The 18,023-nt window shown below is 72.9% G+C and carries 20 protein-coding genes and 1 pseudogene; 8 read left to right on the top strand and 13 right to left on the bottom strand.

Annotation, left to right across the window (positions count from 1 at the left end):
- Positions 1-2 precede the first annotated feature (2 nt).
- Entirely contained in the window at positions 3-1,184 is a 1,182-nt protein-coding gene (locus tag RWE79_RS16685) for a winged helix DNA-binding domain-containing protein (RefSeq protein ID WP_475940865.1), read from the bottom strand.
- Positions 1,184-2,650, bottom strand: a complete 1,467-nt coding sequence (locus RWE79_RS16680; protein ID WP_475940864.1) for a sigma factor — start codon at positions 2,648-2,650, stop codon at positions 1,184-1,186. Before RWE79_RS16680 ends, RWE79_RS16685 begins: the two co-directional genes overlap by 1 nt.
- 181 nt (positions 2,651-2,831) lie before the next feature.
- On the opposite strand from RWE79_RS16680, the gene RWE79_RS16675 reads away from it, so the two are divergent.
- On the top strand, positions 2,832-3,245 hold the full coding sequence (locus RWE79_RS16675) for an SsgA family sporulation/cell division regulator (protein WP_475940863.1): 414 nt from the start codon (positions 2,832-2,834) through the stop codon (positions 3,243-3,245).
- Positions 3,246-3,503: 258 nt separating this feature from the next.
- Here RWE79_RS16675 and RWE79_RS16670 read toward each other — a convergent pair whose 3' ends face one another.
- On the bottom strand, positions 3,504-5,699 hold the full coding sequence (locus RWE79_RS16670; RefSeq protein ID WP_475940862.1) for a heavy metal translocating P-type ATPase: 2,196 nt from the start codon (positions 5,697-5,699) through the stop codon (positions 3,504-3,506).
- A complete protein-coding gene (locus tag RWE79_RS16665) occupies positions 5,699-5,917 on the bottom strand; it encodes a heavy-metal-associated domain-containing protein (protein WP_475940861.1) in 219 nt (72 codons plus the stop codon). The genes RWE79_RS16670 and RWE79_RS16665 overlap by 1 nt, the downstream gene beginning before the upstream one ends.
- 190 nt (positions 5,918-6,107) lie before the next feature.
- Between RWE79_RS16665 and RWE79_RS16660 the strand changes: the two genes are divergently transcribed.
- Positions 6,108-7,376, top strand: a complete 1,269-nt coding sequence (locus RWE79_RS16660; RefSeq protein WP_475940860.1) for a cytochrome P450 family protein — start codon at positions 6,108-6,110, stop codon at positions 7,374-7,376.
- Between the two features lie 2 nt (positions 7,377-7,378).
- Positions 7,379-7,762 carry a VOC family protein gene (locus tag RWE79_RS16655; RefSeq protein ID WP_475940859.1) on the top strand — a complete coding sequence of 128 codons (384 nt, stop codon included), beginning with the start codon at positions 7,379-7,381 and terminating at the stop codon, positions 7,760-7,762.
- Between the two features lie 36 nt (positions 7,763-7,798).
- Here RWE79_RS16655 and RWE79_RS16650 read toward each other — a convergent pair whose 3' ends face one another.
- From RWE79_RS16650 to RWE79_RS16630, 5 genes are all read right to left on the bottom strand, one after another.
- Positions 7,799-8,194, bottom strand: a complete 396-nt coding sequence (locus RWE79_RS16650) for a nuclear transport factor 2 family protein (protein ID WP_475940858.1) — start codon at positions 8,192-8,194, stop codon at positions 7,799-7,801.
- A gap of 128 nt (positions 8,195-8,322) precedes the next feature.
- Complete coding sequence (locus tag RWE79_RS16645; RefSeq protein ID WP_475940857.1) at positions 8,323-8,718, bottom strand: RNA-binding S4 domain-containing protein; 396 nt, start codon at positions 8,716-8,718, stop codon at positions 8,323-8,325.
- Positions 8,719-8,804: 86 nt separating this feature from the next.
- Positions 8,805-9,107 (bottom strand): hypothetical protein, encoded by a 303-nt coding sequence (locus RWE79_RS16640; RefSeq protein ID WP_475940856.1) that lies wholly within the window; start codon positions 9,105-9,107, stop codon positions 8,805-8,807.
- A gap of 215 nt (positions 9,108-9,322) precedes the next feature.
- Complete coding sequence (locus RWE79_RS16635; RefSeq protein WP_475940855.1) at positions 9,323-10,138, bottom strand: hypothetical protein; 816 nt, start codon at positions 10,136-10,138, stop codon at positions 9,323-9,325.
- A gap of 8 nt (positions 10,139-10,146) precedes the next feature.
- Complete coding sequence (locus RWE79_RS16630) at positions 10,147-11,658, bottom strand: carotenoid oxygenase family protein (RefSeq protein WP_475940854.1); 1,512 nt, start codon at positions 11,656-11,658, stop codon at positions 10,147-10,149.
- Between the two features lie 269 nt (positions 11,659-11,927).
- On the opposite strand from RWE79_RS16630, the gene RWE79_RS16625 reads away from it, so the two are divergent.
- Positions 11,928-12,830 carry a GNAT family N-acetyltransferase gene (locus RWE79_RS16625; RefSeq protein ID WP_475940853.1) on the top strand — a complete coding sequence of 301 codons (903 nt, stop codon included), beginning with the start codon at positions 11,928-11,930 and terminating at the stop codon, positions 12,828-12,830.
- Here the strand turns inward: RWE79_RS16625 and RWE79_RS16620 are convergent.
- The 3 genes from RWE79_RS16620 to RWE79_RS16610 are packed head-to-tail and all read right to left on the bottom strand — an operon-like array spanning position 12,790 to position 15,066.
- Complete coding sequence (locus tag RWE79_RS16620) at positions 12,790-13,242, bottom strand: tetratricopeptide repeat protein (protein WP_475940852.1); 453 nt, start codon at positions 13,240-13,242, stop codon at positions 12,790-12,792. The two genes, RWE79_RS16625 and RWE79_RS16620, sit on opposite strands and share 41 nt — an antisense overlap.
- Before the next feature lie 43 nt (positions 13,243-13,285).
- On the bottom strand, positions 13,286-13,969 hold the full coding sequence (locus RWE79_RS16615; RefSeq protein WP_475940851.1) for an FMN reductase: 684 nt from the start codon (positions 13,967-13,969) through the stop codon (positions 13,286-13,288).
- Positions 13,966-15,066, bottom strand: coding sequence for an LLM class flavin-dependent oxidoreductase (locus tag RWE79_RS16610; RefSeq protein ID WP_475940850.1), 1,101 nt, complete (start codon positions 15,064-15,066; stop codon positions 13,966-13,968). The genes RWE79_RS16615 and RWE79_RS16610 overlap by 4 nt, the downstream gene beginning before the upstream one ends.
- Positions 15,067-15,163: 97 nt before the next feature.
- Here RWE79_RS16610 and RWE79_RS16605 point away from each other — a divergent pair.
- The 4 genes and pseudogenes from RWE79_RS16605 to RWE79_RS16590 form a co-directional block, all read left to right on the top strand.
- A pseudogene (locus tag RWE79_RS16605) lies at positions 15,164-15,487 on the top strand (GNAT family N-acetyltransferase); the annotation flags it as partial.
- A gap of 95 nt (positions 15,488-15,582) precedes the next feature.
- Entirely contained in the window at positions 15,583-15,771 is a 189-nt protein-coding gene (locus RWE79_RS16600; RefSeq protein WP_475940849.1) for a hypothetical protein, read from the top strand.
- 347 nt (positions 15,772-16,118) lie between these two features.
- Positions 16,119-16,481 (top strand): ArsR/SmtB family transcription factor, encoded by a 363-nt coding sequence (locus RWE79_RS16595; RefSeq protein ID WP_475940848.1) that lies wholly within the window; start codon positions 16,119-16,121, stop codon positions 16,479-16,481.
- 89 nt (positions 16,482-16,570) lie between these two features.
- Complete coding sequence (locus RWE79_RS16590) at positions 16,571-16,978, top strand: arsenate reductase ArsC (RefSeq protein ID WP_475940847.1); 408 nt, start codon at positions 16,571-16,573, stop codon at positions 16,976-16,978.
- Between the two features lie 34 nt (positions 16,979-17,012).
- On the opposite strand, the gene RWE79_RS16585 is transcribed toward RWE79_RS16590, so the two are convergent.
- The gene (locus tag RWE79_RS16585) at positions 17,013-18,002 is read right to left on the bottom strand and encodes a cation diffusion facilitator family transporter (RefSeq protein WP_475940846.1); all 990 of its coding nucleotides are present in this window, start codon (positions 18,000-18,002) and stop codon (positions 17,013-17,015) included.
- Positions 18,003-18,023 lie beyond the last annotated feature (21 nt).

Genomic DNA, 18,023 nt, shown 5'->3' with positions numbered 1-18,023 from the left:
GGTCAGCCGGACAGCTCGCGCTCCAGCGGCGTCCGGAAACGCGGGGTGACCCGCACCTGCCCCAACCAGCCCGCCAACCGGGCCACTTCGCCCTCGACGGCGGCCACCGCCTCCGCGCCGTGGTCGCCGAAGAGGCGGTACCCGATGCTCCCGTCCGCGCGCTGCGCCCAGCCGCCGACGACGTCCCCGTTCCACCACACCGTCGGCCCGATGTTGCCGGAGCGGTCGAAGAGCGCCGCCCGGTCCGCGCCCCCGGGCAGATACCAGTCACGCTGCTGCCAGCCCATCGCCGTCGGGTCGAGGGCGGGGAGCAGCGCCGCCCAGGGTTCACCGGCCGGGGCATCCCCGGCGCCCCCGGCATCCCCGGGCAGCACGTGGCCGGGGCCCTCGTCCAGGGTGACCGGCTCCGCCCCGACGGCCTTGAGCGCCTTGCGGACAGCGGTGAGGGTCCAGCCCGTCCACCACTTGAGGTCGGCCTCGGTACCCGGCCCGTAGGCGGTCAGCCAGCGGCGTACGAGCTCCGCCTGGGCCTCGGCGACCGGCAGTTCGGGCAGCGGCCGGCCGGCCGCCCAGCGGTACTGGCTGCTGGTCCAGCCGCCGACCGGGCGGCGCCGGACGATGCGGCCCTCGGCGGCCATCACGCGCAGGATCCGGCTGGCGACGTTCTGGGTCGTCTCGTAGGGCTTGCCGCGCGCCACGACGACCTGGGAGCGCAACCGGGGCTCGGCGGCCCCGAGGTCGGCCGCGGTGGCCTCACCGCGCGCGGCCAGGACCGCGAGCGCGGCCGCCTCGACGTCGGCCAGCCAGGCGGCGTCCCAGCCGCCGCCGTCGGCGAGATACGTGAGCAGCTTCCGGCGCTCGTCGGCCGCGACGGCCCGCGCGGCGGCCGCGTGGACCACCGGGGCAGAGGCCCGGGTGACCACGAACATCGTGCGGCGCATCGCCAGCAGCCGCAGCAGCGTGCCCTCCTCGTGCAGCGCCCGGTCGAGGTCCTCCGTACCGGGGCCGCGCAGCCGGGCCGCCACCGCGAGGTAGACCGTCGCCGGGTCCGTGCCGTGCAGGGCCACCAGCGAGTCGGCGACCTCCTCGGCGCTCCCGGCACGGTGGGCGGCGGCGAGCCGGTGCCGCGCACCGAGCCGGGAGCGGCGCTCGGCGGCGGTGACGTGGCGGGGGGCCGCGCCCATCAGTCCCGCCGGTGCGGCGGATGGATGACGCAGCGCCCGCAGTGGTGGCCCCCGTCGTCGGTGCCGGTGGGTTCGGGCTCGGCCGTCTGGGTCGGGCTCTCGGTCGGGGGCTGCGTCTGCGAAGGAGTCGAGGTCGGAGTCGCGGTCTGGGTCTGGGTCTGGGTCGGGGTCGGGGAGGCTGCCGGGCTGGAGCTCTCCGCCGTGGGGGTCGCCGAAGCAGGGTCCGTCACGGCCGGCGAGGGCGTCCCCGACGTGGTGGGCGAGACGGGCACCGCCGCCGGGTTCGTCAGGTCGGTGAGGACCGACGGCGAGGTCGTGGTCGTCATGGCGCTGCTCTTCGCCGTCGCCGTGGCCGTCCCGGTCGCCGTCCCGGTCGGGTCCGGCGAGGTGCTTCCGGACCCCGGCGTCCCGCGGACCGGCCCCGCCGTCGGGGTCGACCGGTCGGCGGCGGCCCGCTCCGCGGTCACCGGCCTGCCGTGGCTGCCGCCGGCCACGGCCGCCGCGACGGCGACCGCCGCCGCGACCACCGCGATGCCCGCCACCGCGGCGGCCACCACACCTCCGCCGATCCCGCCGCCGGCCCCGGCGCCCGCTCCCGCGGCCGCCTTCCCGGACGCGGCCGTTGCCGCCGCCGAGGCACCCGCCCCGGCCCCCGCGCCCGCCGCCAGGAAGCGCAGGGCGCCTCCGCCGGCCAGCACCAGCAGTGCCGGACCGACCAGCGCCGGCAGCCGGTGGTTGGCCTGCACCAGGGCCAGCATGCGCGTGCGGCAGTCCTCGCACGCTTCGGTGTGCGTGCGCAGCGCCGCCGCGTGCCGGGGCGAGTCGACGTCCCGCACATACGCCGGCATCCGGTCCCAGAACTCCCGGCACCCCGCCTTCTCCGGCTCCCCGGGCAGCGCGCGCAGGAACGCCTGCCGCAGCCCCTCCCGCGCCCGGCTCAGCAGCACCGCCGTGGCGTTGCGGCTGGTGCCCAGTTCCCGGCCGACCGCCTCCAGCGGCTGGTCCTCGGCCTCCGCCAGCCACAGCGCCCGCACCCATCGCTCCGGAAGCTGCTTCAGTACGTCACCGAGCAGCCCCACGTAGGCGATCCGCTGCGCCGGGTCGCCCGCGCCCTCGTCGTCCGTCGCCCGCTGCCTGCCGATACCGATACCGATGCCGATGCCTGTACCCGGGTCCTGCGGGATCTCGCGGGCCGCCGCGGGCCCGACGGTCGCGGCCAGATTCCGTACCGTCGTGGTCAGATAGGCCGGTACGTTCTCGATCCGGTGCCCGGCCGACAGCCGTCGCCAGACCCGGAAGTGGGCCTCCGCGACCAGGTCCTCGGCCTGCCAGGAGTTGCCGGTCAGGGTGTGCGCGTAACCGACCAGACGCGGATGCTGCTCCGCGTAGACCAGGGCATAGGCCTCGGTGTCCCCCGCCTCGACGGCGGTGGGCGGTCTGTGGGTTTCGGCAGGGCCCTCGGTCATGGTCTTGGTCAACCCTTCGTAGAAGTCCGGGCATTGGGCACTATAGGTCGGCAACTTGTCGAACCTGGCGGTCGACTGTGGCGCAGGTCACATTTTCCCGTGCCCAAGTCGCGTAATGAGGCCCCACGGTTCCCGGTCTAAGGGGGGACGCACCACGCCGCCACACCGGAGGGAAACGCCCGTGCTCACCGACATCGACCACATCGCGCAGGTCCGCATCTGTTCGCCCGGCGCATGGGACCAGGCCGTCGACGCGACGTTCCGATACCACCGCGAGGACCCGCTAGCCGTCCACCTGACCTTCCCGGCGGCCGTCTCCCTCGACAACACCGAGGTCACCTGGGCCTTCGCCCGCGGCCTCCTCGACGCCGGCCTGCGCACCCCCTCCGGCGACGGCGACGTCCACATCTGGGCCTACGGCCCCCACCACACCATGATCGAGCTCCGCGCCCGTGAAGGCGTCGCCCTCGTGGAGGTCCCCACCCGCGACATCCGCACGTTCCTCACCCGCACCCACCAGGCGGTCCCCCCGGGCCGGGAAGCCCACTTCCTCGACCTGGAAGCCGCCCTCGCCGCCCTCCTGACCACGGACTGACGCCTCCCGCCCTCCGGCAGGGCCGCACCTCCCAGCGTCCAGCCGGGGGAGGACGGCACAACCGGCCGGCGGCCCGCAGGCGCCAGAGATCTCAACCACCCACCGGGTACGGTCGCGTGCGCAACCGCCCGCCGCGCGGGCGGCGTGCGTCCGTGCGGGGCCGCGAGGGGCGCGGAGGGGACGGGCACCCGGGCCACCGGCCCGTGTGCGCAACCGTCCACCGGGCACATCACGCGCAAGAACGACAAGGCGCGCCCACTACCCCGCCAGCGGGCGGAACCGCCGCAGCCGCAGGGAGTTGGCGACGACGAAGACCGAGGAGAAGGCCATGGCGGCCCCGGCGATCATCGGGTTGAGCAGCCCCGCCGCGGCGAGCGGCAGCGCCGCGACGTTGTAGCCGAAGGCCCAGAACAGGTTGCCCCGAATGGTGGTGAGGGTCTGGCGGGAGAGCCGGATCGCGTCGGCCGCGACGCGCAGGTCGCCCCGGACCAGGGTGAGGTCGCCGGCCTCGATGGCCGCGTCGGTGCCGGTGCCCATGGCGAGGCCCAGGTCGGCCTGGGCGAGCGCCGCGGCGTCGTTGACCCCGTCGCCGACCATGGCCACGCGGTGGCCTTCGGCCTGGAGCCGCCGGATGACGGCGACCTTCTCCTCGGGCATGACCTCGGCGATGACGTCGGCCGGGCCGATCCCGACCTCGGCGGCGACGGCGTGCGCGACGGCGGCGTTGTCCCCGGTGAGCAGCAGCGGCCTCAGCCCCAGCCCGCGCAGCGTCCGTACCGCTTCGGCGCTGCTCGGCTTGACCGTGTCGGAGACGACGAGCACGGCCCGCGCCCGCCCGTCCCAGGCGACGGTGATCGCGGTGCCGCCGGCTTCCTCCGCCTCGGTCCGGGCCAGCGCGAGCTTGCCGGACAGCGGTTCGGGCAGCAGCCGTTCGCGTCCCACGACGACCTGGTGGCCGTCCACCACGCCCTGTACGCCCAGCCCCGGCACGGCGGTGAACTCCGCCGGGGCCGGGAGCGGCGTGCCCGCCGCGGCCACGACCGCCCGGGCGATCGGGTGCTCGGAGGCGTGTTCCAGGGCTCCGGCGAGCCGCAGCACCTCGGTCTCGTCCTCGCCGTCGCCGAGGTGGACGGAGGTGAGTGCCATGGCGCCCTCGGTGACCGTGCCGGTCTTGTCGAGCACGATCGTGTCCACCTCGCGGGTGGTTTCAAGGACCTCCGGGCCCTTGATGAGGATGCCGAGCTGCGCGCCGCGCCCGGTGCCGACCATGAGCGCGGTCGGTGTCGCCAGGCCCAGCGCGCACGGGCACGCGATGATCAGTACGGCGACGGCCGCGGTGAAGGCGGCGGCCGTACCGCCGCCCGCGAGGAGCCAGCCGGCGAGGGTGGCGAGCGCGAGCGCGATCACCACGGGGACGAAGACCGCCGCGACCCGGTCGGCCAGGCGCTGTGCGGCCGCCTTGCCGTTCTGCGCGTCCTCGACCAGCCGGGCCATCCGGGCGAGCTGGGTGTCCGCGCCGATCCGGGTCGCCTCGACGACGATCCGTCCGCCCGCGTTGACCGTGGCCCCGGTGACGGTGTCGCCGGGCCCGGTCTCGACCGGCAACGACTCGCCGGTCAGCATGGACGCGTCGACGGCCGAGACCCCTTCCCGTACGACGCCGTCGGTGGCGATCTTCTCGCCCGGCCGTACGACGAAGAGGTCACCGACCGCGAGTTCGCCGGTCGGTACCCGGATCTCCCGCCCGTCGCGCAGTACGGCCACGTCCTTGGCGCCCAGTTCCATCAGGGCGCGCAGTGCCGCGCCCGCCCGGCGCTTGCTGCGGGCCTCGAAGAAGCGCCCGGCGAGGATGAAGGCGGTGACCCCGGCGGCGACCTCGAAGTAGAGCCCGGTGCTGCCGGCTCCGTGCTCCACGGTCAGCTCGAAGGGGTGTTTCATGCCGAGGGTCCCCGCGTCGCCGAGGAACAGGGCCCACACCGACCACCCGTAGGCGGCCAGGGTGCCCACCGAGATCAGGGTGTCCATGGTGGCCGTGCCGTGCCGCAGATTGGCCCAGGTCGCCCGGTGGAAGGGCCAGGCCGCGTAGCCGACCACCGGTGTGGTCAGGATCAGCGACAGCCACTGCCAGCCGCAGAGCTGGAGCGCCGGGACCATGGCCATGGCGATCACGGGTATCGCGAGCACGACGGCGGTCAGCAGCCGCTGCTCCAGCGGCAGCAGGTCCTCCCCGCCGGCCCGGGGCGCCGGCAGCGCCGCCGTGTAGCCGGTGGCCTCGACCGTGGCGACGATGTCGCCGATGCCGACCCCGGAGCCGTCCTCGTACGCGACCCGGGCCTTCTCGGTGGCGTAGTTGACGGTGGCCGTGACGCCGTCCATCCGGTTGAGCTTCTTCTCGATGCGGGCGGCGCACGAGGCGCAGGTCATCCCGCCGATCTCCAGATCGACGGAACTCATCAGACCGTCCTGCCGACCAACTCGTAACCGGCCTCGTCGACGGCGGCGCGGACGGCCTCGTCGTCCAGCGGCTGCTCGGGGGCGACGGTGACGGTCAGCAGGCCGGTCGCGGCGTCGGCGCTGATGTCCGTCACGCCGGGGAGGGCGGAGACCTCCTTGGTGACGGCGGACTCGCAGTGGCCGCAGCTCATGCCGGTGACGGTGTAGGTGACGGTCATGGTGCGCTCCTTGCGTGGGGTACCTCGTTCATGATGCCTCCAGAGTATACCCCCCAGGGGTATCGAGGAGGGGTGGCGCACGAGCCCCGAGGGCCCGATGATGCGCACAGGTCCAACTCGCCCTCCCCGACGGCCCGCTACCCGCCGCCGGCTGCCGCAGTCCGTCACCCGCCGCCCCAGGAGCGTCCGTATGACCGCCGCATCGCCCGCGCCCGTCCGGCTCGACCCGCTGGGGCGCGACCAGCACGGCCAGAACGAAGGGCTCCGCGCCCTCGGCCCCGTGGTCCCCGTCGAGCTGCCCGGAGGCGTTCCGGCCTGGTCGGTGACCCGCCATGACCTCCTCCAGGAACTGCTGGCCGACCCCCGGGTCGGCAAGGACCACCGCCACTGGCGGGCCCTCGCCGACGGCCGGGTCCCGGACGGCTGGCCGCTGATCAACTTCGTCACCGTCCCCGGTATGACCACCGCCGACGGCGACGACCACCGCCGGTTGCGCGCTCTGGTCACCCAGGCCTTCACGCCCCGCCGGGTCGCCGCGCTGCGCCCCCGCGTCGAGGCGATGGTCGCCGAACTGCTCGACCGCCTGGCCGCCGCCCTCGCCGACGGCGGGACGGCCGATCTGCGCGCCCACTTCGCGTACCCGCTCCCGATGCGGGTGATCTGCGAACTCCTCGGCGTCCCCGAGCACCTGCGCGACGAACTGCACCGGCTCTGCGGCAGCGTGGTCGGCAGCGCCACCGCGCCGGCGGACGTACTCGCCGATCAGCGCGCCCTCTACGCCCTCCTCGGCGGCATCGTCGCCGACCACCGGGCCACCCCCGGCGACGACCTCACCAGCGACCTGATCGCCGCCGACGAGGACGGCGACCGGCTCGCCGAGCAGGAGATCGCCGGCACCCTGCTGCTGATGCTCGTGGCCGGCCACGAGACCACGCTCAACCTCATCACCAACGCCGTACGCGCCCTGCTCGCCCACCCCGAGCAGCTCGCGCTCGTCACCGCCGGCACGGTCCCCTGGGCGGCCGTCATCGAGGAGACCCTGCGCTGGGACTCGCCCGTCGGCCAGTTCCCGCTGCGCTACGCCATCGAGGACATCGACATCGCCGGCACCCGCATCCCCCGGGGTGACGCCATCCTCGCCTCCTACGCCGCCGTCGGCCGCGACCCCGGCCGGCACGGCCCCGACGCCGGCCGCTTCGACATCACCCGGCCGGCCACCCGCCACCTCTCCTTCGGGCACGGCGCCCACTTCTGCCTCGGCGCGCCCCTGGCCCGCCTCGAAGCCGAGATCGCCCTGCCCGCGCTCTTCGCGCGCTTCCCGGGGCTGACGGCCGCCGCGGCCCCGGAGGAGCTGGAGCCGCTGCCGTCGATCGTCAGCAACAGCGTCCGGGTGTTCCCGGTGACCGCCGAACCCGCCGAACCCGCCGAACCCGCCGAATTCGCCGAGCCTAGGATGTGAGCATGCGTGTGATCGGGTTCGACCACCTCGTCCTCAACGTCGCCGACATCGAGCGCTCGCTCGACTTCTACTGCGGCCCGCTGGGCCTGGAGCCGGTCCGCGTCGACGCGTGGCGCGCGGGCGAGGCGCCCTTCCCGTCGGTGCGGGTGAGCCCCACAACCATCATCGACCTCGTACGGGCCCCGGCCGATGAGCCCCGGGGTGCCAACGTCGACCACATCTGTCTGGTCGTCGAGCCCCTGGACTGGCAACAGGTGATCGAGTCCGGCGAGTTCACCGTCCTGGACGGTCCCGGCAACCGCTTCGGCGCGCAGGGCACCGCCCAGTCCGTCTACGTCCGTGATCCCGACGGCAACACCGTCGAGCTGCGCTGGTACCCGCGCTGATCAGGCCCGTGACCAGGCCCGTGACCAGGCCCGTGATCAGGCCCAGAAGGCGTTCTCCGCGTCCAGGTCCGACGAGCACTCGTCCAGGTCCGTGATCTTGTCGCCGATGATCCGGAAGACGATGCAGTTGTCCTGGTCGATCGTCCTTCCGGACCGCGCGGCGGTGGCGCGGTGGACCGCCACCACGTGCCCGCGCCCGTCGGCGAACAGGCTGCGCAGCTCGACGCGCAGTGTGCCGTCGCTGTCGGCGCCGAGCTGCGCGTAGAAGCGCAGGACGTTGTCGATGCCCTTGTAGTCACCGGCCAGCGGGTGGTTGCCCGGGACGTGGTGCGTGCAGTCACCGGTCATCATGGAGCGCAGGGCCTCCATGTCGCCGCGTGAGAAGGCCGCGTAGCCCTCGCGTACCAGTGTGACGTGCGGATGCTCAGCCATGGTGATCGTTACCTTTCATGGGAAAGCGGGGCAAATCAGGCTGTCGCTACCACTTTCCCACCGCGCGGCCCGTGCGGCCACGGTCGCGGGCCGGTGGCCGGTGGCCGGTGGCCGTCGGCCAACCGCCCCTACGGCTGCGGCTCCTCCCGGCCCCGCCCGCGCAGCCGTTCCAGGTCGCGCCGTTCCCGCTTCGTGGGGCGTCCGGCCCCTCGCTCCCGTACGGCCATCACCACGCGCTCCTCCCGGGGCGGAGGTGGCGGGGTGTTGTCCGTGTACGCCTCCGCCGCGACCGGCGCGCCGACCCGCTTGCGTACGACGTCCTTCACCACCACGATCCGCTCGCGCCCCGCGTGGTACAGCCGCACCTCGTCCCCTGAGCGCACCGCCTGCGCCGGCTTCACCCGTTCCCCGTTGACCCGCACATGGCCGGCCCGGCACGCGGCGGCGGCCAGCGATCGGGTCTTGGTCAGGCGCACGGACCAGATCCAGCTGTCGACCCGTACGGTTCCCTCGTCTGCAGCCATGCTTCCGACCTTAGGGCCTGTCCGGGGTCACGACGAGGGGCGCCCTCCCGCACCGGGAGGACGCCCCTCAGAGACTGCGTCGTACATCAGCGGCCGTGGTGGTGCCCGTCCCAGCGGTTGTGGTGGTGGCGGCCGTGCCACCAGTGGTGGTGCCGGCCGTGGTGCCCCCAGCGCCTGTCGTGGTCGCCGTTCCAGCGGCCGTCACGGCGGTCGCCGTTCCAACGGTCGTCACGGTCGTCGCCGTGCCGTCCGTCGTGGTCGTGCGCCACCTGCGCACCGGCCGTTGTTGCTGCCGCCGTCTCCGGCGTGACAGCCCCGGCGCTCACCGCGCCGCCGAGCACCATGGCAGCTGCTACACCGAGCGCAGCCGCAAAGCGGGAAACACGCATGCGATCTCCTGTCACCGCAGGCGCCGTCCCAGCGCCTGCACGAGTTGGACAGGGCAAGCCTCCGCCCTGGCATGCCCGAAATGGTGCGCCATTCCGTTAAACACACTCAATATGCTGGAATTCGATGATTCATGGAACCGAAACCCCCAGGTCGTGCGTAGGCCGCCTTCCAGCCTCTCCGGCCTGCCCGGACCCTCTCGCCTCCCCGGTCCCTGCTAGCCCTCCTGCCCCTCCCGGCCGCCGGCCGACCGCAGGGCCCGCACCCCCACGATCCCCGCCACGATCAGGGCCACGCCGAGCCAGACCGGCCCGCCGTCGAAGGCCAGCACGAGGATGCCGACCGGGATGAGCAGCCCGGCCAGCGGGGCCAGCAGCCCGCTGAGCCGCGGCCTCGGTGCGGGCCGGTCGGCGCGGGCCCGTGCGCGCACCCTGCGCGGGTACCACTCGGTGAAGCGCAGGGCGGCGACGATCGCCGCGATCTGGATGATCCAGCCGGTCCAGATGTTGTTCGGGTTCCTCAGTACGAGATCGCCGTAACCGCCCGCCACCGCCGCCACCAGGAAGGCCAGCCCCCAGACCCCTGTGATCGCGTGGTTCGTCCGCAGGAACGCGGGGGAGTCCCAGTACTGGGGTTCCACCCGCTCCCGCGCGTACTGGAGGGTGAAGGGCACCTTGACCGCCATCGACCCGAAGGCGATGAGCGCCAGCGCGATGTTGGAGATCTCGCCGGCGTAGGTCTCCAGCCATCGGTGCGTCCCGGCCGACGACAGCGCCCCGAGGACGGCCAGGACCGTGAAGAAGACGACGTCCGACACTTCGAGGATCTTCATCGACGTACCGGGGTGCAGCACCCGCCCGGCCACCAGGACGAAGACCGCCAGAGCGAGCGAGACGCCCACGGCGGGTTCGTAGCGCCCCGGCCCGACCAGGACCGAGAAGACGATCCAGGGGGCCATCCCCACGAACGGATGGTCCAGCAGGCCGGCCAGCCGCCTGCCCGGCGCTGTCCCGGCGACGGTGTGCGCGTTCATCCGGCGGATCACTCCCCGGTGGGGAGCCAGGCCCCGTGCAGCCCGAGCGGCACCCGCACCGGGATACGGACCCGGGCCACCGGCCCGGACGCCGGATCCTGCGCGGGGATGACGAGCAGCCAGCTCGTGGCGTCCGTACGGTCGGTGGCGAAGGTCAGCCAGTAGCCGCGCTCGTCCGAGGGGTCCCCGGGGACCGGCGCGAAGGCCGCCTCGCCCACGGACAGGTTTCCGGCCCGCCACTCCGTGTGGCGCACGCTGCCGTCGTCGGCGGAGGTGTCGAAGAACCGGAGGCTGTTGTACTCGCCCGGCAGCAGATCCGCGGCGTCACCGCTCCCGGAGGCCATCGCCACCCGCCGGTGCCGCCGCCCCAGCGACCGGTCGTCCACCCTGGGGAACTCCAGCCGCGTGTCGTCGAGCACGGTCCGCCGCATCGTCCCGGCCACCGGGTCGACGACCGCCCGCACCAGGCCGCCGACGGCACCGGTCCCGGATCCCGCCGCGGCGACGTGCCCGTTCTCGTACTCGTGCCCGTACTCGTGCCCGTGCCCGTCCCCGTCCTCGTCTCCGTGGCCGCCGAGCGTCAGCCGCGGCCACTGGGCGTACTCCAGGACCACCGCGCCGTCCTGCCTGTCGTAGGCGTTGACGGTGTGCCACAGCCAGAACGCCTCGTCGGACGCCCAGCGCACGGCCGACCCGTCCCGGGGGATCAGCGCGACCCGGCAGCCCTCCTCCGGGCGCCAGGCGATCATCGAGCCGCCGTTCATGGCGGCCGCGAGGTCGAAGAACGCGGGCGCGAGCACCAGCACCACGTACCGGCTGGTCAGCGCCATGTCGTGGATCATCATCGGCTCGCCGGCGCCGTCGACCGGTGTCGGCCCGCGCCGGACCTCGCCGGTCGGCCCGATCACCGACCAGGTCAGGAACGGCGCCTCGAAGGCGTAGCAGAAGACCACCATCTCGCCGGTCACCGGATCGATCTTGGGATGTGCCGTCATCCCGGCCGGCAGGACGCCCCCGAACGTCTCCGGGCCCACCGTCTCCAGATCGTCCGTCAGCCGGAACGGGCACGCCGCCTCGGCCAGCGCCAGCAACCGGCCCGCGTGCCGCACCACATTGATGTCCGGCAGATCCTTGAAGGTGTTCGCCAGGGCCGGCCCGACCTCCTCCGGCCCCGGCATGATCATCGACTCCAGGCCGCCCCACAGGGCCCGGCCCGCCCGCTCCTCCGCCACGACCGCCGGGGTCCTCACGAAACGGTTGCGGTACCGGGCGCGGCCCTGCGAGATCCACACCCCGTGGACCATGCCGTCCCCGTCGAGCGGATACAGGTACGACCCGATGGGACCGAAGCGCGGATTCGGCCCGTTGCGCAGGTACACCCCGTCCAGATCCGCCGGCAGCACGCCCGTGACCTGCAGCTCCACGAGATCCACCTCGTCCGTGACCGGGGCGAACAGCCCCGACAGGTGGGCGACGCGCGTGGGATCAAATCGCTTCCGCTGTGCCGTGCCCGGCGTCATGATGAGCCTCTCTGACGCACGATCTCCGTTCTTCCATACGAGCACCGGGGTCATGCCCCTGCAACCGGGCCGGGCCGGCCCGCCCCGGTCGCGGGGGCACGCGAGGGGGAGCGTCCGGCACCACCGGGACCTGCCCGCCGCCGGCCCGGTGACCTGCACCGACCCACCGAACCGCCCACGACTCGCGCCCCGCCCCCGCCCACGACTCGCGCCACGACTCGCCCTCGCCGCCGACCCGCCCCCGCCCCCGCCACCCCCATGGAGCCACCTTGCCCGTCCGCCTCACCCCGCTGACCGACCCCGACTCCACGCCCTCCGCCCGGCGCCTCGCCTGGGTGGCCCACGACCGGGCCGCGGGACACCCCGTCGGCTCGGCCTACCTCCGGCTCTTCACCCGCCCCGGTCAGGACCACCTCGCCGAACTGCGGATCGACGTCCACCCCGCCGACCGCCGCCACGGCACCGGCACCCTCCTCCTGGACGCCGCCGCGGCCGCCGCCCGGGACGCCGGCCGACGCACCCTCGTCACCCAGGCCGACGCCGGCTCACCCGGCGCCGCCTTCCTCGCCGCCCGCGGTCTGCGCGAGGTGCTCACCCTCACCTACGCCCGGCTCGCCCTCGCCGACGCCGACCACGCCGCCCTGACCGCCCTCGCCGAACTGCCGCACCCCGGTTACCGTCTGCTCTCCTGGGACGGCACCGTCCCCGACCACCTCGCCCGCAGCTACGCCGACTCGCGGCACGCGATGGACGACATGCCCATGGACGACACCGATTACGGCACCGTCACCTGGGACGTCGACCGCGTCCGCTCGGCCGCCGCCGTCATCGCCAAGCGCGGCGAGCACCTCCACACGGTGGCCGCCCTCGACTCCGCCACCGGCGCCGTCGTCGCCTTCACCGAACTCGTCGTCCCCTCCGACGGCCACGGCGACGCCCAGCACTACGGCACCGCCGTACTCCCCGCCCACCGGGGCCACGGCCTCGCCCGCTGGATGAAGGCCGCCGCCGTACTCCAGGCCCACACCCGCCACCCCGCCCTGAGCGGGTTGCTGACGGACACCGCCGACAGCAACCCGTACATGCGCCGGATCAACGACGCCCTCGGCTACCTGCCGACGCACCGCACGATCACGTACCAGCTCGACCTGTCCCGGGCCGCGGGGAGCTGAAACCCCCGGTCTCGTCGAAGCCGCCGGAGAAGGCGTCCGCCATGCGCAGCCAGGGCGCGGCCTCGGCGCCACGGTCCTGGCGTTCCAGGGTGCGGCCGAGCATCAGATGGGCGTAGTGCTCGACCGGGTCGGCCTCGATGACCGCCCGCAACTGCTCCTCGGCACGCCGCAGTTGCGCCGAGTGGTAGTAGGCGCGGGCCAGCAGCAGCCGGGCGGCCGTGTGCCCGGGGAACTCGTCGACGACGCCGGCCAGCAGCTTCGCCGCCTCGATGTACTTCCTGTCCTCGAAGAGCAGCCCGGCGCGCTCCCAGCGGTCCGCCGTGGTCTCCTCCTCGAAGAGGCGAAGGGCGCCCACCCAGCGGTCGGCGGTGGGCTCGCCGTCGGGGCGGTAGGTGTCGAACCTGTCGGTCATGGCGACTCCTCTCGTGCTACTCGTGCTACTCGTGCTACTCGTACTACTCGGTTCGCAGCGCGGCGAGTTGCTGCTCGAACGGCACAAAACCGTCGGTCTCGGCGGCCGCCCGTGCGGGCCGTACGGCACTGCCGGCGCGGTGACGCATCAGCTCGGCCAGCTCGCCCGCCGCGCGTACGATCCGGTCGGGCAGGGTGTCGGTGAGCGGGTCGCCGCTGCCGCCCCAGTCCTCGGAGGCGGCGTACACGGCGGTGGGTACGACGACCGCCCGCAGATAGGCGAAGAGCGGGCGCACCGCGTGCTCCAGCGCCAGCGAGTGGCGGGCGGTGCCGCCGGTCGCCCCGGCCAGCACGGGTGTGCCGGTCAGGGCGTCGTTGTCGATGATGTCGAAGAAGGACTTGAACAGGCCGCTGTACGAGGCCGAGAAGATGGGGGTGATGGCGATGACGCCGTCCGCCCCGGTGACCGCTTCGACGGCCTCGGCCAGGGGCCGCGACGGGAATCCGGTCACCAGGTTGTTGGCGATGTCGACGGCCAGGTCGCGCAGTTCGACCATGTGCACCTCGACCTCGCGTACCTCGCGTATCTCACCCACCGTGCCCGGCCCGCCCTCGGCCAGCTGCCGCCGGACGGCCTCGGTGAGCCGGTCGGCGAGCAGCCGGGTGGAGGACGGCACACTCAGTCCGGCCGACACGACGGTGAGCCGCAGGGGCTGACGGACAGTCATCGGGTCATCTCCTCAACGGTGTCGTGGTTGCGGGCGGCGAGCAGCGACGCGTGCGTGGGGGCGTCGGGCACCTCGGCGGGACGGCCCTTGGCGAACTCCTTCCGGAGCACCGGGACGACCTCCTCGCCGAGGAGGTCGAGCTGCTCCAGCACGGTCTTGAGGGGCAGCCCGGCGTGGTCGACCAGGAACAGCTGGCGCTGGTAGTCGCCGAAGGACTCGCGGAAGGCCAGGGTCTTGTCGACGACCTCCTGCGGGCTGCCCACGGTCAGCGGGGTCTGCTCGGTGAACTCCTCCAGCGACGGCCCGTGTCCGTACACCGGCGCGTTGTCGAAGTACGGCCGGAACTCGCGTACCGCGTCCTGGGAGTTGCGGCGCATGAATATCTGGCCGCCCAGTCCGACGATCGCCTGCTCGGCGGTGCCGTGGCCGTAGTGCGCGTACCGCTCGCGGTAGAGGTTGACGAGCTTCTTGAAGTGCTCCTTGGGCCAGAAGATGTTGTTGGCGAAGAACCCGTCGCCGTAGTACGCGGCCTGCTCGGCGATCTCCGGGCTGCGGATGGAGCCGTGCCAGACGAACGGCGGTACGCCGTCCAGCGGCCGGGGGGTGGAGGTGAAGCCCTGCAGCGGGGTGCGGAACCGGCCGGCCCAGTCGACGACGTCCTCGCGCCACAGCTTGTGCAGCAGCGCGTAGTTCTCGACGGCGAGCGGGATACCCTGCCGGATGTCCTGGCCGAACCACGGGTAGACCGGCCCGGTGTTGCCCCGGCCCATCATGAGGTCGACGCGGCCGTCGGCGAGGTGCTGGAGCATCGCGTAGTCCTCGGCGATCTTCACCGGGTCGTTGGTGGTGATCAGCGTGGTGGACGTGGACAGGATCAGCCGCTCGGTGCGGGCCGCGATGTGGCCGAGCATGGTGGTCGGGGAGGAGGGCACGAACGGCGGGTTGTGGTGCTCACCGGTCGCGAACACGTCCAGCCCGACCTCTTCGGCCTTCAGCGCGATGGCCACCATCGCCTTGATCCGCTCGTGCTCGGTCGGCGTCCGGCCGTTGGTGGGGTCGGGGGTGACATCGCCGACGGTGAAGATCCCGAACTGCATCGAGGCCATCTCCTCATTTCGTTTACGATTCAACTATCATGCGAAGCGTCGAGGGCGGCGGGTCTATTCCCCACGCCCAGTACTCACCGGAGGACCAATGCAGCAGGAGCAGGACCGGAACCCGCATCGTGTGGCGGACAGCCCGGAGCGGTCGCGTTTCGAGATCTTCGACGGTGACGAACTGGCCGGCTTCGCCGAGTACCACCGCTACGAGGACGAGATCGCCTTCATCCACACCGAGATCGACCCCCGTTTCGAAGGCCGCGGCCTGGCCGGCGAGCTCGCCCGCGCCGTCCTCGACTCCGCCCGCGACCGGGGGCTCGCCGTCCTCCCCTACTGCCCCTTCATCCGCGGCTGGATCGCCAGGCACCCCATGTACGCCGACCTCGTCCCGCAGGACCAGCACTCGCGCTTCGGGCTCCAGAAGGACCAGGGGGACCAGGGGGACCAGGGGGGCCAGGAGGACCAGAAGGACCAGGGGGACCGGAAAGCCTGAGGGCGCGGGCGGCGCGGAGGATGTCCTCGCTGATCTCGTCCAGCGGCGGGCTCCATCGCTCGTCCCAGTCGTCCAGCTGGACGGCGCACGAGACGATCGGCTCCAGCTCGGCGGGACAGCCGAGGTCCATGGCCGCCTCGATCCAGATCTGGTCGGCCCCCGTCGCGGGATCGAGGGACCCGTCCGCGATCCGGCCGGCCAGCCAGTAGGCCAGGGCCCATCGGGCGTCGACCGGATCCGCCGGCGCCTCGAACCCGAGCCCCAGCTCCTCCACCACCCGGGCGAACAACTCGTGAGCCTCTGGCTCCTCGCGCCGCGCCAGACCGGCCAACAGGGCGAGCGACGGCGCGTCGGCCTCGGCCAGAAGCGCGTCGAGCCCCGCCCGGATCAGCTGGTCCGCCCCCACCGGCCGCCCGAACCCCTGCGACTGCGCCAGCGTCCTCAGCTGCTTGACCGCCTCGTCCTCTGTCATCCCACCGCCATTGAACCAGCAGCGGCGGCAGCCGTTGCCGGCCCGGGCCTGGCACTTTGTATCGGCAAGTGTCAACATAGACGCATGTCGAATCCAAGGGTGGTTGAACTGCCGGTCCTCACCACGGTCACGCCGTGCTGTCCGCCGCTGACCTCGGCGGCCCTGTCGGAGCAGGACTCCGTGCGGATGGCGGCGATGTTCAAGGCGCTCGGCGACCCGGTGCGACTGCGGCTGTTCTCCCGGGTCGCCTCGCACCCGGGCGGTGAGGCCTGCGTGTGCGACATCTCCGACGTAGGGGTGTCCCAGCCGACCGTCAGCCATCACCTGAAGAAGCTGCGCGAGGTCGGGCTGCTGGAGTCCGAACGGCGCGGCACCTGGGTCTACTACCGGGTCGCGCCGGGCGTACTGGCCGTCATGGCCGGACTGCTGGCGGGCGTCGACCGGTAGTACGTCAATCCCGGTCCGTCCGTCATGGGACAAGCGAGCAGGACAGAAAAAGAAACAAGAAAGTACAAGAAAGAGCAAGAGAGAACCTGATGTCCGACAAGCCCTCCGTGCTCTTCGTCTGCGTCCACAACGCGGGCCGCTCGCAAATGGCCGCGGCCTGGCTGACCCACCTCGCGGGCGACCGCGTCGAGGTCCGTTCGGCGGGTTCGGCTCCGGCGGACACGGTCAACCCGGCGGCCGTCGAGGCCATGAGGGAGGTCGGCATCGACATGTCGGCCGAAACCCCCAAGATCCTCACGGTCGAGGCCGTCCGGGCGTCCGACGTGTGCGTCACGATGGGGTGTGGTGACACCTGCCCCGTCTTTCCCGGCAAGCGCTACCTGGACTGGAAGCTGGACGACCCGGCGGGCCAGGGCGTGAAGGCGGTTCGCCCGATCCGCGACGAGATCAGGGCGCGCATCGAGAGCCTGATCGCCGAGATCGCCCCCGCCCCCTGACCGCCCCCTGACCGTCCGCTGCCGTCCGCGTCCCTCAGTGGTCGTGGGGTCCGTCGCGGTGGACCGGGCCGTGGGCGTCGCCGCAGTGCGAGGGGGCGCCGGTGCCGTGAGCGCCGGGGCGGGTGAGGGTGAGAACCGGGTCGGGGACGTGGTCGACCTGGAGGGTGGTGTGGGTGAGGTCGTAGTCGTGACCGAGGAGGTGCTCCAGGTCCCGGCGTACGGCGTGGCAGTCGCCGTCGGGAGCGACCAGAACGTGGGCGGACAGGGCGGGCTGCCCTGAGGTGATGGCCCAGATGTGCAGGTCGTGGACTTCCGTGACCGAGGGCTGGGCGACCAGCCGGTCGCCGATGACATCGGGGTCGAGACCGGCGGGGGCGGCTTCGAGGAAGATCCGGCCGGATTCGCGGACGAGTCCGTAACCGGCCTTGAGCATCAGCGCCACGACGATCAGGGAGACGATGGCGTCAGCCCGGTTGAAGCCGGTGAGCAGGACGATCAGGCCGGCGACGGCGGTCGCGACGAAACCGAACAGGTCATTGAGGATGTGCTGGTAGGCGCCCTCGACATTGAGCGAGGAGCGGTTGGCCCTGGAGAGGGACCAGGCCGCCGCGATGTTGACCACGATCCCGGCCAGCGCGGTCACCAGGACGAGTCCGCCCTCCACCTGCGGCGGGCTGATCAGACGGCGGACGGCTTCGTACGCCAGCCAGGCCGCGAGCAGCAGCAGCGTCAGACCGTTGGCCTGGGCGGAGAGGATCTCCGCGCGCTTGAGGCCGTAGGTGAAGCCGCCGCGCGCGGGGCGGGCGGCCAGCCGCATGGCGACGAGGGCGAGGACGATGGAGGCCGCGTCGGTGAGCATGTGCGCGGCGTCGGAGAGCAGCGCCAGGGAGCCCGCGACGACGCCGATGACGACCTCGACGGCCATGAAGGAGACGATCAGGCCGAGGGCGATGCCCAGCCAGTGGCGGTCGGCGTCCGCGCTCACCCCGTGGGCGTGGTCGTGGGCGTGGTCGTGAGTGCTCATGGCCGCGTTTCCTCCCCGTCG

This window comes from Streptomyces sp. RLA131, from assembly GCF_056270125.1.
Note: the sequence above shows the minus strand (reverse complement) of the source record. Positions and strands in the feature narration are given on the sequence as shown.

What these genes read in the sequence shown, in the direction of transcription:
- RWE79_RS16595 (WP_475940848.1), top strand. Translation starts at nt 16,119, where the DNA reads ATGTCGAATCCAAGGGTGGTTGAACTGCCGGTCCTCACCACGGTCACG.
- RWE79_RS16585 (WP_475940846.1), bottom strand. Translation starts at nt 18,002, where the DNA reads ATGAGCACTCACGACCACGCCCACGACCACGCCCACGGGGTGAGCGCG.
- RWE79_RS16620 (WP_475940852.1), bottom strand. Translation starts at nt 13,242, where the DNA reads ATGACCGACAGGTTCGACACCTACCGCCCCGACGGCGAGCCCACCGCC.
- RWE79_RS16655 (WP_475940859.1), top strand. Translation starts at nt 7,379, where the DNA reads ATGCGTGTGATCGGGTTCGACCACCTCGTCCTCAACGTCGCCGACATC.
- RWE79_RS16665 (WP_475940861.1), bottom strand. Translation starts at nt 5,917, where the DNA reads ATGACCGTCACCTACACCGTCACCGGCATGAGCTGCGGCCACTGCGAG.
- RWE79_RS16630 (WP_475940854.1), bottom strand. Translation starts at nt 11,658, where the DNA reads ATGACGCCGGGCACGGCACAGCGGAAGCGATTTGATCCCACGCGCGTC.
- RWE79_RS16610 (WP_475940850.1), bottom strand. Translation starts at nt 15,066, where the DNA reads ATGCAGTTCGGGATCTTCACCGTCGGCGATGTCACCCCCGACCCCACC.
- RWE79_RS16680 (WP_475940864.1), bottom strand. Translation starts at nt 2,650, where the DNA reads ATGACCGAGGGCCCTGCCGAAACCCACAGACCGCCCACCGCCGTCGAG.
- RWE79_RS16600 (WP_475940849.1), top strand. Translation starts at nt 15,583, where the DNA reads ATGTCCTCGCTGATCTCGTCCAGCGGCGGGCTCCATCGCTCGTCCCAG.
- RWE79_RS16615 (WP_475940851.1), bottom strand. Translation starts at nt 13,969, where the DNA reads ATGACTGTCCGTCAGCCCCTGCGGCTCACCGTCGTGTCGGCCGGACTG.
- RWE79_RS16650 (WP_475940858.1), bottom strand. Translation starts at nt 8,194, where the DNA reads ATGGCTGAGCATCCGCACGTCACACTGGTACGCGAGGGCTACGCGGCC.
- RWE79_RS16635 (WP_475940855.1), bottom strand. Translation starts at nt 10,138, where the DNA reads ATGAACGCGCACACCGTCGCCGGGACAGCGCCGGGCAGGCGGCTGGCC.
- RWE79_RS16660 (WP_475940860.1), top strand. Translation starts at nt 6,108, where the DNA reads ATGACCGCCGCATCGCCCGCGCCCGTCCGGCTCGACCCGCTGGGGCGC.
- RWE79_RS16640 (WP_475940856.1), bottom strand. Translation starts at nt 9,107, where the DNA reads ATGCGTGTTTCCCGCTTTGCGGCTGCGCTCGGTGTAGCAGCTGCCATG.
- RWE79_RS16645 (WP_475940857.1), bottom strand. Translation starts at nt 8,718, where the DNA reads ATGGCTGCAGACGAGGGAACCGTACGGGTCGACAGCTGGATCTGGTCC.
- RWE79_RS16670 (WP_475940862.1), bottom strand. Translation starts at nt 5,699, where the DNA reads ATGAGTTCCGTCGATCTGGAGATCGGCGGGATGACCTGCGCCTCGTGC.
- RWE79_RS16590 (WP_475940847.1), top strand. Translation starts at nt 16,571, where the DNA reads ATGTCCGACAAGCCCTCCGTGCTCTTCGTCTGCGTCCACAACGCGGGC.
- RWE79_RS16685 (WP_475940865.1), bottom strand. Translation starts at nt 1,184, where the DNA reads ATGGGCGCGGCCCCCCGCCACGTCACCGCCGCCGAGCGCCGCTCCCGG.